Source organism: Xanthomonas hyacinthi (assembly GCF_009769165.1).
Classification (GTDB): Bacteria; Pseudomonadota; Gammaproteobacteria; order Xanthomonadales; family Xanthomonadaceae; genus Xanthomonas_A; species Xanthomonas_A hyacinthi.
Genome location: NZ_CP043476.1, coordinates 3,175,097 through 3,187,472, shown reverse-complemented (window position 1 = coordinate 3,187,472; position 12,376 = coordinate 3,175,097). Strand labels below are relative to the sequence as shown.

13 protein-coding genes are annotated in these 12,376 nt (G+C 65.2%); all 13 read right to left on the bottom strand.

All coding sequences use genetic code 11. The annotated features are described in order from the left end of the window. Positions 1 to 62: 62 nt before the first annotated feature. The 13 genes from FZ025_RS14025 to FZ025_RS13965 are packed head-to-tail and all read right to left on the bottom strand — an operon-like array spanning position 63 to position 12,262. Positions 63 to 287, bottom strand: coding sequence for a DUF2274 domain-containing protein (locus tag FZ025_RS14025; protein ID WP_046977695.1), 225 nt, complete (start codon positions 285 to 287; stop codon positions 63 to 65). Next, positions 284 to 1,573, bottom strand: coding sequence for a TraB/TrbI/VirB10 family type IV secretion system protein (locus tag FZ025_RS14020; protein ID WP_046977696.1), 1,290 nt, complete (start codon positions 1,571 to 1,573; stop codon positions 284 to 286). The genes FZ025_RS14025 and FZ025_RS14020 overlap by 4 nt, the downstream gene beginning before the upstream one ends. 2 nt (positions 1,574 to 1,575) lie before the next feature. Beyond that, complete coding sequence (gene trbG / locus FZ025_RS14015) at positions 1,576 to 2,559, bottom strand: P-type conjugative transfer protein TrbG (protein ID WP_046977697.1); 984 nt, start codon at positions 2,557 to 2,559, stop codon at positions 1,576 to 1,578. Then, positions 2,556 to 3,260: a conjugal transfer protein TrbF gene (gene trbF, locus FZ025_RS14010; RefSeq protein WP_046977698.1), complete on the bottom strand. Its 705-nt coding sequence runs from the start codon at positions 3,258 to 3,260 to the stop codon at positions 2,556 to 2,558. The genes trbG and trbF overlap by 4 nt, the downstream gene beginning before the upstream one ends. 12 nt (positions 3,261 to 3,272) lie before the next feature. Continuing rightward, positions 3,273 to 4,649 carry a P-type conjugative transfer protein TrbL gene (trbL, locus tag FZ025_RS14005; RefSeq protein ID WP_046977699.1) on the bottom strand — a complete coding sequence of 459 codons (1,377 nt, stop codon included), beginning with the start codon at positions 4,647 to 4,649 and terminating at the stop codon, positions 3,273 to 3,275. Further along, positions 4,646 to 4,939, bottom strand: a complete 294-nt coding sequence (locus tag FZ025_RS14000) for an EexN family lipoprotein (protein ID WP_046977700.1) — start codon at positions 4,937 to 4,939, stop codon at positions 4,646 to 4,648. The genes trbL and FZ025_RS14000 overlap by 4 nt, the downstream gene beginning before the upstream one ends. A 10-nt stretch (positions 4,940 to 4,949) precedes the next feature. Then, positions 4,950 to 5,630, bottom strand: coding sequence for a P-type conjugative transfer protein TrbJ (gene trbJ / locus FZ025_RS13995; protein WP_425509711.1), 681 nt, complete (start codon positions 5,628 to 5,630; stop codon positions 4,950 to 4,952). A gap of 44 nt (positions 5,631 to 5,674) precedes the next feature. Further along, the gene (gene trbE, locus FZ025_RS13990; protein ID WP_046977702.1) at positions 5,675 to 8,107 is read right to left on the bottom strand and encodes a conjugal transfer protein TrbE; all 2,433 of its coding nucleotides are present in this window, start codon (positions 8,105 to 8,107) and stop codon (positions 5,675 to 5,677) included. 10 nt (positions 8,108 to 8,117) lie between these two features. Next, positions 8,118 to 8,390: a VirB3 family type IV secretion system protein gene (locus FZ025_RS13985; protein WP_046977703.1), complete on the bottom strand. Its 273-nt coding sequence runs from the start codon at positions 8,388 to 8,390 to the stop codon at positions 8,118 to 8,120. Beyond that, the gene (locus FZ025_RS13980) at positions 8,387 to 8,773 is read right to left on the bottom strand and encodes a TrbC/VirB2 family type IV secretion system protein (RefSeq protein ID WP_046977704.1); all 387 of its coding nucleotides are present in this window, start codon (positions 8,771 to 8,773) and stop codon (positions 8,387 to 8,389) included. Before FZ025_RS13980 ends, FZ025_RS13985 begins: the two co-directional genes overlap by 4 nt. Next, positions 8,770 to 9,798 (bottom strand): P-type conjugative transfer ATPase TrbB, encoded by a 1,029-nt coding sequence (gene trbB / locus FZ025_RS13975; RefSeq protein WP_046977705.1) that lies wholly within the window; start codon positions 9,796 to 9,798, stop codon positions 8,770 to 8,772. The genes FZ025_RS13980 and trbB overlap by 4 nt, the downstream gene beginning before the upstream one ends. Continuing rightward, entirely contained in the window at positions 9,795 to 10,271 is a 477-nt protein-coding gene (locus tag FZ025_RS13970) for a ribbon-helix-helix protein, CopG family (protein ID WP_046977706.1), read from the bottom strand. Before FZ025_RS13970 ends, trbB begins: the two co-directional genes overlap by 4 nt. Further along, a complete protein-coding gene (locus tag FZ025_RS13965) occupies positions 10,268 to 12,262 on the bottom strand; it encodes a conjugal transfer protein TraG (RefSeq protein ID WP_046977707.1) in 1,995 nt (664 codons plus the stop codon). Before FZ025_RS13965 ends, FZ025_RS13970 begins: the two co-directional genes overlap by 4 nt. Positions 12,263 to 12,376 lie beyond the last annotated feature (114 nt).

Sequence of the window (12,376 nt, the reverse complement as noted above, 5' to 3'; positions counted from 1 at the left end):
GCACATGACAATCCGACAAAACAATTGAAGCCAATGCCAACAGGGTCGCGTTCTGCCTTGAACTAGGTGCTTGAGACAGGATGTTTTCTGAACCCCCGATCCCGCGCTATGAACGCTTCCAGCATGTGCGGGATGAGCGTCGCCGCGTCGACCGCTTCGCCATAGGTCTGCGCATGCAGCGTTGCATAGCGATCCAGATCAGCCTTCAGGCTCGCCGAACACGCGAAGGTGAGCTTGACGGTCTCTGTCCTGGGCAGCGGCCCCAGGCGCAGCTTGTTCGCGCTCATCGCGATGTTCCCTTGACGAAGAAAAGCGGCTGATAGGGCCGCAGCACCAGATCCCGATTGACGATGATGCGCACCGGCAAGCCTGGTCTGCTGGTCAAGGTCGGCTGGATGTTCATGTTGCGTCGAGTCATCTCCTGGCCGACCTGATTTACGGTGTCCTGCAGACCATCGCGCCCAGCAATGATGACGCGATCGCCGTCTTGGCGATTCTCCGGCGCGGCCAGTTCGGCGCCGATGCCCAGCAGCGTGGTCATCGCCGCACCCGCGAGGATGCGATCCCAATGCCAATCGACCCCATCTTCCAGCCCGGCATAGCCGGCGGGGTCGGAGCCCACCAAGTTGTCGAGTTGGAACGAGGATGTGTCCGGCAGGATGGCCCGGTTCCACACGACCTGCACCCGGCTTTGCCCGTAGCTGACCTGGCTGTTGTACTTGCCCATGAGCCGGGCGCCCTGCGGGATCAGCAGGAACTTGCCGGTGGCCGTGTCGTAGACCGGCTCGGTCACCGTGGCGATCACATCGCCTGGCAGATCGGACTTGATGCCTGTCACCAGCGCAGCCGCGATCACTGTACCGGCCATCACCTGGTAAGGAGATGCAGGCATTTGAAGATTTCCGGAACTACGTGTTTGTGTGGAACCGCCCTTGCTCAAGAACGCTTCCTTCTGATCCTGCCGGTTCTGCACGGCCGTAGGGTCGGCGGGTTGCGCGGCTGTGGAGGCCGGGCCAGCAGCCATCGGGTCGAACGCGGCATTCGCGGCCGGGCCGGCAGCAGACACACCCTGCGCCGATGCCGCGGCGGCCACCTTCGCTCCACCTGCGCGGAAGAACACCGATGAAGCTGCAGCTTCCTCGGCCTCCTTCAGGCGCGCCAGGCGTTCGGCTTCGGCGGGGTCATGACCCGGCTGCTGGTAGCCGTAGCCCTGCGCCTGTTGCTCGGCCTTGTGGATCGGGCCTCCGAGGTCGCCCGGCAGCGGCGCCCCCAATTGCGGCACCGCCGGCGGCAGCTTGGAATAGTCCGCGGGCAATCGGTCGAGTCCTTCGGAACGCGACACACGATCAACGTTGTACAGCTCGGTCGTTTCCGAGCCACCACGACGTTGCGGTTGCAACGACCACATCAGCGCGCCCAGCACCGCGACCGACAGGCCGCCAGCCAGCACGGCCAGCATGCGGCGGTTCAAACGCGTCACCGGGCGCGGCTGGGCGCGCAGCGTCACGTTCTCGGGAGCCACCTTCGGCGGCACATCCGGCACCGGAATATCGGCAGTATCGTCGTCGCTCATGGTCAGTTCCTCTGTCCATCGGTGCGCTCGATGCGCACCACGTCGCCCTTGTCCGCGCCCAGGCGCAGTTCGGCCGCGCCGAACAGCCGATCCACGATGTAGTACGGTGAACGGAAACGGTAGTTGACCAACTGCCCGTCGCCCTGCGCGCCGATCACAAACAGCGGCGGTAGCTCGCCCTGCGCGATGCCGCCGGGAAACTGGATGTAGACCTTCTCGCCATCGTCGAAGGCGCGCAGCGGCTTCCATGGTGGATTGCTGCCGCTGATCGCATAGCGGAAGCGGATCTTCTCCAGCGACAAACCGGCATCGACCGGCGCGGCAACCTGTGCCGCCTGCGCCTGGCGTTGCAAGGCCAGCATGCGGTCCTTCGGATAGTCCCAGGACACCGACGCCATCCATGCCTTCTCGGTCGAGGTCAGTTCGATCAGGTAGGTCCGCCGACTGGTTGTGATGACCAGGTTGGTCTTCAGGCCGCTGCGCGTGGGCTTCACCAACACGCTCACACGCAGATCGGCGCCCGCGCCACTGGACGTGTCGCCCACGATCCATCGCACGGTGTCACCGGCAGCGACCGTCACCAGTTCCTCGCCCGGTTGCAGCGACACGACTGTCACCCGACCTGGACTCGCATAGACCTGATACAGCGCGCCATCGGTGAACGGCCACACCTGGATCGCATTGACGTAACCCTCGCGGGTCGGTGCCATGCGTGCCTCCGCGTTGGCGCGGGACACGCGCACCTTTTCGTCCGTCGGTTCCGGGGAGGCGATGGCTTCCGACTCCAGCGGCAGGGGCTTGAGCTGTGCCGGCAACGCCAGCGGTTGCGGGACGGCCACCACTTCGATTGGCTTGGGTGATTCCGGCAGCGCCTGTGCCGCAACGGGCTCGTCCAGCGTGATGACAGGTGGCGGCTTGCCCTGCGTGGCGCAGCCCGCAAGGGCCAACAGAGACAGAGAAACGTAAATGCGTAAAGACGCTTTCATGGCTTGGCTCCTTCGATTGAGTCGAGTTCACGGCTCCACGACAAGCCGTTGACGTAGATGCCCAGCGGGTTGCGGCGCAGGCGTTCTTCGGTGCGTGGCGTCTGCAGAACGATGGAGACCACCGCCGTCCATCGCTCCAGCCCCGCGGCTGCGCCGTTGACGTAGCGGCGCTCGGTCCAGCGCACGTTGAACGATGCGTCGCTGGCGCGCACAACGCTGGTGACCTGCACCGTCACTGACTCCTTGCCCACCCGCACGAAGGGATCGTTGGTGCGCGCGTAGTCGTTGAGCACGGCCGCGCCGCGGTCGGTGGTGTAGTCGTAGGCATCCAGCCAGTTCTGGCGCACGACGATGGGATCGATGGACAGCGAGCGCACCAGCGTGACGAAGCGCGCCAGGTGATGGGCGGTCTGCGCATCGTTGGGCTTGTACGGCGTGATGGCTTCACCGACGGCGCGCACCTGCCCGCCGTTGTCCACCTCCACCACGAACGGCGTCACGATGGACTGCGCCGAGCGCCAGACCAGTCCACCCGCCATCAGCAATGCAAGCGCCAGGCAACCGAAGGCCATCAGCCGCCAGTTCTTTGCCTGCACACGAGAAGAGCCGATGCGGTCGTCCCAGACCTGTTCGGCGGATTGATACGGGGTGGCAGGTTGCGGCGTGTCGGCGTAGCGCACCTGCGGTCGTTTGAATCGCATGAGCTGTTCTCCTTAGGAAGTCGAGTCGTCGCGCAAGCTGGGACCGCTGCCCGAGCCACCGCCGTCGCCACCGCGCAGCGTGTGGGCGACGGTCGTGGCGGCGTGACTCAGTTGCTGCTTGCGTTGCAGGCGCTTGGCCCACGCGGGTTGTTGCGTATTGGCGGATGCGGCATCGGCACCGCCTTGAGCGGCCGGGCCGTTGCTGGCGCCTGCTGCACCAGCAACGGAAGCGGGGGCGTCAGGCTTGAGGGCCGCAGCTGCCCGCGCCTTCATCGACTGGGCGCCAGCGGCGACCTTCTGCCCGACCGACTGCGCGCCGGTCTTGGCGACATTGCCCAAACCTGCCGCCGCGCCCTTGAGTCCGCCGCCGGCACCTGCGGCACCGGCTTGAAAGGCTGACTTCGCGCTCCCGGCGGTCGAGGCCATCGAGCGGGCACCGCTCGCGGCCATCTTTGCTGCGGTCGGCGCCATGCGTGCGCCCGCCGCGACAGCGCCGCCCACACCGGTGGCGGCGGCACCCACGGCCGCCGCTGTCCCCGCGACGCCCAAGGCCGTACCGGCTACGGCACCCGCGCCCAACTGCGGCGCTCCAGACACCAGTCCGGTGGCAATACCCGGCCCAAAGATTCCAAGTCCCAGCAGCGACAACGAGGCCAGCATCACCACCAGCGCGTGGTCGATAGAAGGTTCGTCCGGGACGGTCTGAAACTCGGAGAACAGCCCTGTGCCGATGCCGACGATGACCGCCAGCACCAGCACCTTGATGCCGGAGGACACCACATTGCCCAGCACCTTCTCGGCCAGGAACGAAGTCTTGTTCCACAGCGCGAATGGCACCAGGACGAAGCCGGCGAGCGTGGTCAGCTTGAACTCGATCAGCGTGATGAAAAGCTGGATCGCCAGCACGAAGAACGTCAGGATCACCACCAGCCATGCAAGGAACAGCACGACGATGACGTTGAGGTTCACGAACACTTCGGGGAAACCCATCAGCTCGTCGATCTGCAGAAAGATCGGCCCGCCGGCATCCAGACCCACCTTGGCCAGGCGCCCAGGTTGCAGGAAGTTCTCCATGCTCAGCATCGAACCGGTGGCTGTCAGGCCCAGGCCGGCGAAGGAGCGGAACACGATGTCCGCCAGCAGGTTGAAGTTGCCGATGATGTAGGCGAAGGCACCGACGTACAGCACCTTCTTGATCAGCTTGGCCATCACATCGTCGCCATTGCCGCTGGCATGGCTCATCGCCCAGAAGAGACCTGCCAGCGTCATGTCGATGACCACCAACGTCGCGGTCAAGAACGCGACTTCACCGCGCAACAGGCCGAAGCCCGAATCGATGTAGGTGGAAAAGACGAGCAGGAAACGGTCGATGATCGCGACGTCGTTCATGGCACATCCCTCGCGGCGGGTTCGTCGAAGCTCGGCGGAATCGGCGGCAGGTCGGCCAACGTGCGGTACTCGTCTGGCCCGCCCGTCCCCGCGAAGAAGCGCCTGCGGAATGCCTCGGCGGCGGTACGACACAGCGCTTCCCCCGCCTTCGCGTGATCGGACTTGCAGTGCTGGCGCACGGCCTTGAGGCGCACCGGGTCGTTCGCCAGCGCATCCACAGACGCGTTCGGCGCCGATTCGCCGCAGGCGGCGAGCAGCAGCGCCACGACGATCGCAAAGGCGGTGTTCATGGCATCGCCCTCAGTCGTTGTAGAAATGCACGGGTTGGGGCGTGTACGGTGTGCCCTCACCGATGAAGCGCCGCCGCACTTCGCGGGCACGTTCGTTGGCAGCCGCCTGACGCGCCTGTTCCACTGCCGCGGTGCGGTCCTGGGTAATCTGCAGTTGCTGCGCCTGGATGGACTGCCGCGCTTGCAGGGCCAGCAGCTGGTTGGTGGCCTGCGTGGCCTGCAATGCACCGACGGCCGATTGGCTCCGATTCACCAGGTCGGTCAGCGTCTGCTCGTCGGAGGCGAAGTTCTGCACCGCTTGCGCCTGCATCTTGGTGGCGGTGCGCAGCGCCTCCAGCGAGTTCTTCCAGCGCTCGCGCGCATCCAACGCCATCTGCGTGCCCGAGATGGCCGCCGTGTACGACTCCGGATACAGACGTCGAAACTCCGTGTCCATCCGCGACACCTCAAAGGCCAGGCCTTGCGCCTCCTGAATCAAGCGGTTGGTGTTGGCCAGCGCCGCGCGCAGTTCGTTCAACGCGCTGAAGTCCAGACTGGTGAGGTTCTTCGCTTGGTTCATCAGCATCTGCGCTTCGTTCTGCAGCTGCCGGATCTGGTTGTTGATCTGCTCCAGCGTGCGCGCGGCAGTCATGATGTTCTGCGTTAGGTTGGTCGGGTCGATCACGACCCACTGCGCGTGCGCTACAGGCATGCCACCGATCAATGCGGCGGCGGCAAGGGCAAGCAAGGTCTTCTTCATGGCGTGTGCTCCTGTGGTGGGTTCGAGGGAAATGACGGAACAAGGTCAGCGGCCCAGTGGAGGCCGCGGTGGCGCAGCCAGGCGGCCGCGAAGTCCGAGGACGGAATGGATGTCGATACGCTGTCGATGTCGCGCTGGTCCTGCGGCGACGAAGCGCCGGCAAAGGCCAGCGCTACCGGCCCCAGATCCAGGTCGAACAGTCGGTTGCCCAGCCGCGATTGGTAGTAGTAGTCACGCTTCGGAATCGCTTCGGCCACGATGTCGATCTGCCGACGATTCAGGCCGAAGCCTTCGTAGATCACCTTGATCTGTGGTTCGGTCGCCTGCGGGTTTGGCAGGAAGATGCGGCTCGCGCAGCTCTCCACGATGGCCGGCGCGATGGACGAGTTCTGTATGTCGGCCAGCGACTGCGTGGCGAAGATGACGCTGACGTTCTTCTTGCGCAGCGTCTTGAGCCACTGGCGGATGCGTGCGGCGAACACCGGGTCATCCAGGAACAGCCATGCCTCGTCGAGGATCAGGAGCGTGGGCGCGCCGTCGAAGCGTTCATCGAAGCGCGCGAACAGATAGCCCAACACGGCCAGTACCGCGGCCTTGCTATGCATCAGCTCTTCCATCTCGAAGCACTGGACTGAGCCAGAGCCCAGACGATCCGAATCCGCATCCAGCAGCTTGCCGTGGGCGCCACCCAGCACATAGGGCTGCAAGGCCTGGCGCAGCGCATTGCTTTGCAAGAGCACCGACAAACCTGTCAGCGTGCGTTGCTCCACCGGTGCGCCAGACAGGCTGCCAAGCGCTGACCAGATCGCCGCCTTCTCATCCGGGCCAACGACGACACCCTCATGCAGCAATCGGCCTTCCAGCCATTCGGCCGCCCAGGTGCGGTAGCGTTCCTGATTGATGCGCGCCAGCGGCTGGAACGCGATGTCGCCATCGGTGCCCAGATCGTATTGCTCACCGCCGAGTCCCAGGATGGTGGCGCGCATCGAGCGCCCCATGTCGAAGACGAAGATGCGCGAACCTGCATACCGTCGGAACTGCAGGGCCAGCGTCGCCAGCAGCACCGACTTGCCCATGCCGGTGGGCCCGACCACCAGGGTGTGTCCCACGTCACCGATGTGCGTCACAAGCCGGAACGGGGTCGCACCATCGGTGCGTGTGACGATCAGCGGCGGGCCATCGAGATGCGCGTTCTTTTCCGGCCCGGCCCAAACCGCAGACACCGGCATCAGGTGCGCTAGGTTCAGCGTCGAAATGATGGGCTGGCGAACGTTGGCGTAGGCGTTGCCAGGGATCGACGACAGCCACGCATCCACGGCATTGAGGGTTTCCGGGATGGTGACGAAGCCACGACCCTGGATCGCGCGCTCCACCCGCCGCAGCTTCTCGTCGGCCGCACCAGCATCGACGTCGAGCACCGTCACGGTTGCGGTGACGTAGCCGAAAGCCACTTGGTCGCTGCCCAACTCCTGCAGGGCTGCATCGGCGTCCGTCGCCTTGTTCGAGGCGTCGGTGTCGACGAGAGGGCTTTCCTGCTGGAAGATGGTCTCGCGCAACAGCGCGACGACGTTCTTGCGCTTGGCGAACCATTGGCGACGCAGCCGGCCCAACTCCTTCTCGGCTTCGGATTTGTCCATGCACAAGTAGCGCGTGGACCAGCGATAGGCGAAGCCGAGTCGGTTCAAATCGTCGAGAAGTCCCGGCCAGGTCGAGGTCGGGAATCCGCGCACGGACGCCACGCGAAGATGCTGGTCACCCAGCATGGGCGCCAGCCCCCCGACCAGGGCAGAGTCGGCCAGCAAGGCATCCAGATGAAACGGATGTTCCGGCACCGCGACCCGATAGCGGCGGGTGGAAACAGTGGCATGCAGATAGGTCAACGTCTCGCTGTCATCGAACCAGTCGATCTCCGGCATCACGCCATCGAGCAAGTCGAAGAAGCGATCCGTCTCCGCGATGAAAGCGGTCAACCGTTCCCGCCAGTCCGCGCCACCCTGCGGCGTGTTCTCGTACAGCAGCTTGGCTGCGCGGGCGCGCGAATCCTCGGCCGGCAAATACACCAGCGTCAGGTGGTAGCTGCTCTCGAAGTGGCTGTGGTCTTCCTCGAACGATGCCCGGCGTTCTTCGTCCACCAGCCAGGACAGCGGTTCGGGAAAGTCGGACTGCGGGTAATGCTCAGCCATGCGTCGCTCGGCTTCCACGAACAAGGCCCAGCCGGAGCCGAGTCGGCGCAGTGCGTTGTTCAACCGCGCGGACGTGGCGATCAACTCGCCCTGCGTCGCGCTGTCGAGGTCCGGCCCGCGAAAGCGCGCTGTGCGCTGGAACGAGCCATCCTTGTTGAGCACGATCCCTGGCGCAATCAAACCGGCCCAGGGCAACCAGTCGGCCAGCAGCGCGGGCCGTTGACGGTATTCGGCAAGATTCATCATGGGGGTGTCCTCACACGTCCAGCAGTGGGCGGTGCTTGATGTGCCGCGCGAACACGGCCATGAACTGCGGATCGAGTCGCGCGCCCCAGACCGCCAGCGAGTGGCCGACGATCCAGAGCACCAGACCGGGAATCCACAGTTGCAGGCCCAGCCCGACGGCGGCGGCCAGCGTGCCGTTCGCAATGGCGACCGTGCGCGGCGCACCGCCCAGCAGGATCGGCTCGGTCAATGAGCGATGCAGCGGCACCTCGAAGCCCGGTGCGAACTCGGCCTGCACGCTCATACGACGGCTCCGCCCGAGAAGCTGAAGAACGACAGGAAGAAGCTCGATGCGGCGAATGCGATGGACAGGCCGAAGACGATCTGAATCAGCTTGCGAAAGCCACCGCTGGTATCGCCGAACGCCAGCGCCAGGCCCGTAGAAATGATGATGATCACCGCCACGATGCGGGCCACCGGCCCCTGGATCGATTCCAAGATGGAGGTCAACGGTCCTTCCCAGGGCATGCTGGAACCCGCCGCTTGCGCGGTCGTCGCCAGGCACAACATCAGGACGCCCAGCAGCAGCCCTTGTTGTGCGGGCCGCAGCAGCGAATGGAATCGCGAGTGGAGTCGCGGATGCGGATTTACGGAAGTACGGAAGGCAGGGATATGGGCATGCGTCATGGCAGTTCTCCAAGGGTGGTTGAGGAAGGAAGCGAAAGGGATGGAAGCGACGGCTCCAGGGCATCCGTCAGGCAATAGCCCGCGCCGTCGAAGCCGACCACGCGGGCGATGTGCTCGATGTGGCGCGAGCGGCCCCGGCCAGCGATGTAGATCACGACGTTGACCGCCTCGGCGATCAGCGCACGCGGCGGGTTCACAGCCACCTCGAGAATCAGTTGCTCCACGCGCAGCAGCGCACCCAGCGCGGAGCTGGCGTGGATCGTGGCGATACCGCCCGGATGGCCGGTGCCCCAGACCTTGATGAGGTCCAGCGCCTCGCCACCGCGCACCTCGCCGACGATCACGCGGTCGGGGCGAAGACGCATCGTGGCGCGCACCAACTCCTGCATGGACACCACGCCCGCGCGGGTGCGCAGCGGCACGTGGTCGCGGGCCGCGCATTGCAGCTCGATGGTGTCTTCGAGCACCAGCACGCGGTCGCCGGTCAGGGCGATCTCGGCCAACAGCGCATTGGCAAGTGTGGTCTTGCCGGTGCTGGTGCCGCCGGCGATCAGGATGTTCTGCCGTTCGCGCACGGCGCGGCGCAGAAAGCCGGCCTGCTCGGCGGAAAGGATGCCGTCGGCCACATAGCGGTCCAGGCCGATGATGCTGATGGCACGCTTGCGCAAGGCGAAGGCTGGGCCGGGCGCGGCTGGCGGCAAGATGCCCTCGAAGCGCTCGCCGGTTTCGGGCAGCTCGGCGGTCAGCAGCGGCTGGCCGCGATGGACTTCCGTGCCGACGTGCGCGGCGACGAGGCGGATGATGCGTTCGCCGTCGGCCTCGGGCATCTCGACGCCCATCGGCGCACGGCCGGTCGAAAGCCGGTCGATCCACAACGTCCGGTCGGGGTTGAGCATGATCTCCACCACGTCCGGGTCGTCCAGCGCGGCGGCAATCAGCGGTCCCATTGCCGTGCGCAACATGCGGATGCGGCGATCCTGGGAAGTCGCAGCGGATGACGGTTCGGGCTTGGGAACGGCGCTCATGAGGTACGCTCCCGCGGTTCGGCCACGGCCGCCGCGTCGTCCAACCGCGTCCCCAATGGATGATCCTGCGGCTGCAGTTCATCCACCACGTCGCGCACCAGGCTGCGCCCCCGCAGCAGGTGACGGCCGAGCTGTTCAACGAACTGCTCGAAGCGGGCCTTGCCCTGGGCCTTCGCCGCGTCCTGATGCGCTTCGGGCACCGGCGTGCTCACGGTCAGGAAGTAGCGGACGAACAGCGCCAGCGTCTCGATCTGGATGTTCTGGTCGCGCTCCAGCCGCTCGAACTGCCGCGACAGCCGATCCAGCCGTTTGGCGATGGCCGCTTCACGCTGGTCGCCCGCGTCGGGCGACAGCCAGGACGCCAATGCCGCCGCAACGATTGACGACTTGGACACGCCCTTCTTGGCGGCCAGTTCGTCCAGGCGCTTGGCATGGTCGGGTTGGACAAAGAGATTGAGGCGCGCCTGGCTCATAGCTGGATTCCGTCGTTAGGGTCGAGGGACGCCAGCCGGGCCGTGCGCTGCATGGCCGGATCAAGCTGGCTCGGGAGGGGAAGCGGAAAGTCGTCGTCATCGAGCAGCGACACGTCGCTAGCCGGGCTCTCCGGCTCGGGGGCGTAGGCGGCGACCTCGGACAACTCCGGCTGCTGGCGCGGGCCGCCTTCATCGGCGTGCCCACCGAAACCGGAAAGCCCCGGGACAGCGGATGGGACCGTGGGAAGGGCCAAGCCACTCCAGTCATCGGCACGAGCAGGCGGCATGTCGGCGTATCCGCCTAACGCGAGCACCGGCGGTGACAGCACGCGGCGCTTGAAGTTGGCGTCGGCGTAGTAGCGCAGCTTCCTGGCCTTGATCGGTGCATGGCCCGAAACCATCACCACGGACTCGTCCGGCGGAAGCTGCATCACCTCGCCGGGGGTGAGCAGTGGGCGCGCTGTCTCTTGGCGTGACACCATCAGGTGGCCCAACCAGGGCGCGAGTCGATGCCCTGCATAGTTGCGCTGCGCGCGCAGCTCGGTGGCCGTGCCCAGTGTTTCGGAAATGCGTTTGGCCGTGCGTTCGTCGTTGGTGGCGAAGGTCACACGCACATGGCAGTTGTCCAGGATCGAATGGTTCTGGCCGTAGGCCTTGTCGATCTGGTTGAGCGACTGCGAAATGAGGAAAGCGCGCAGGCCGTAGCCGGCCATGAAGGCAAGGGTCGACTCGAAGAAGTCCAAGCGTCCGAGTGCGGGAAACTCATCGAGCATCAGCAGCAATTGGTGGCGGCGCTCCACGCCGTCGCTGCCATCAAGCGATTCGGTCAGGCGCCGGCCGATCTGGTTGAGGATCAGCCGGATCAGCGGCTTGGTGCGGCTGATGTCGGACGGCGGCACGACCAAGTACAGCGACACCGGGTGCTTGGCCGAGATCAGGTCGGCGATGCGCCAGTCGCAGCGCGAGGTGACTTCGGCCACCGTGGGATCGCGGTACAGACCAAGAAAACTCATCGCTGTGGACAACACGCCAGAGCGTTCGTTGTCGCTCTTGTTGAGCACTTCGCGTGCAGCGGAGGCGACGACGGGATGTGCGACATCGCCGAGATGACGCGTCGTCATCATCCGATGCAGCGTCACCTCGAACGGGCACGCAGGATCGGAGAGAAAGTTGGCGACGCCGCGCAGGGTCTTGTCTTCGCCCGCATACAGCACATGCAGGATCGCGCCAACCAGCAGCGCATGCGAAGTCTTCTCCCAGTGGTTGCGCTTCTCCAGCGCACCTTCGGGATCGACCAGGATGTCCGCGATGTTCTGCACGTCACGCACTTCATGCGCATCGCGCCTCACTTCCAACAGTGGGTTGTACGCGGCGGACTTCGCATCGGTCGGATTGAACAGCAGGCAGTGCGAGAAGCACGAGCGCCAGCCGGCGGTGATGTTCCAGTTCTCGCCCTTGATGTCGTGGATCACGGCGGATGCTGGCCAGGACAGCAGGGTGGGAACGACCAGGCCGACACCTTTGCCGGAACGCGTCGGCGCGAAGGTCAGGACGTGTTCCGGCCCTTCGTGGCGCAGGTACTGGTCGTTATGCAGGCCGAGAAAGACACCGGCTGGGCTGGTCAGTCCAGCCTTGCGAATCTCAGCGGTATCAGCCCATCGCGCGGAGCCATAGGTCGTGACCAGTTTCGATTGCCGAGAGCGCCAGATTGACATGCCGATGGCGACGACCACCGCAAGGAGGCCACTGCCGCCCGCGATGGCGCCACCGATGTCGAAGATCTTTGGCGCGTAGGCATCGAAGAAGAACCACCACTCGAACAGCCGCCACGGGTGGTAGATCGGTGTGCCGAAAAAGTCGAACCATGGCGTGCCCAGGCGCAGTTGATAACCCAGTGCCGCGGCCGTCCATTGCGTGGCACCCCACACGCCGGCAATGACGATGCCAAACACCGTCATCACCTGACCGAACAGCACACTGGTTCCTTGCATCCCGACCTCCGAATTGCTCCTGCACATCGCAAGCACAAGGACGTGCCGCAGGCGTGAGGTTCGGTGTCGTGTCAGTGCCGGTCAAAGACCGTTATCGGGACAAAGGTCGAGGAG

Bases quoted from the DNA above. Each gene is read 5' to 3' on its own strand.
- trbJ (WP_425509711.1), bottom strand. From the start codon at position 5,630: ATGCCTGTAGCGCACGCGCAGTGGGTCGTGATCGACCCGACCAACCTA.
- trbL (WP_046977699.1), bottom strand. From the start codon at position 4,649: ATGAACGACGTCGCGATCATCGACCGTTTCCTGCTCGTCTTTTCCACC.
- trbF (WP_046977698.1), bottom strand. From the start codon at position 3,260: ATGCGATTCAAACGACCGCAGGTGCGCTACGCCGACACGCCGCAACCT.
- FZ025_RS13985 (WP_046977703.1), bottom strand. From the start codon at position 8,390: ATGAGCGTGCAGGCCGAGTTCGCACCGGGCTTCGAGGTGCCGCTGCAT.
- FZ025_RS14025 (WP_046977695.1), bottom strand. From the start codon at position 287: ATGAGCGCGAACAAGCTGCGCCTGGGGCCGCTGCCCAGGACAGAGACC.
- trbG (WP_046977697.1), bottom strand. From the start codon at position 2,559: ATGAAAGCGTCTTTACGCATTTACGTTTCTCTGTCTCTGTTGGCCCTT.
- FZ025_RS13970 (WP_046977706.1), bottom strand. From the start codon at position 10,271: ATGAGCCAGGCGCGCCTCAATCTCTTTGTCCAACCCGACCATGCCAAG.
- FZ025_RS13965 (WP_046977707.1), bottom strand. From the start codon at position 12,262: ATGCAAGGAACCAGTGTGCTGTTCGGTCAGGTGATGACGGTGTTTGGC.
- FZ025_RS13980 (WP_046977704.1), bottom strand. From the start codon at position 8,773: ATGACGCATGCCCATATCCCTGCCTTCCGTACTTCCGTAAATCCGCAT.
- trbB (WP_046977705.1), bottom strand. From the start codon at position 9,798: ATGAGCGCCGTTCCCAAGCCCGAACCGTCATCCGCTGCGACTTCCCAG.
- FZ025_RS14000 (WP_046977700.1), bottom strand. From the start codon at position 4,939: ATGAACACCGCCTTTGCGATCGTCGTGGCGCTGCTGCTCGCCGCCTGC.
- trbE (WP_046977702.1), bottom strand. From the start codon at position 8,107: ATGATGAATCTTGCCGAATACCGTCAACGGCCCGCGCTGCTGGCCGAC.
- FZ025_RS14020 (WP_046977696.1), bottom strand. From the start codon at position 1,573: ATGAGCGACGACGATACTGCCGATATTCCGGTGCCGGATGTGCCGCCG.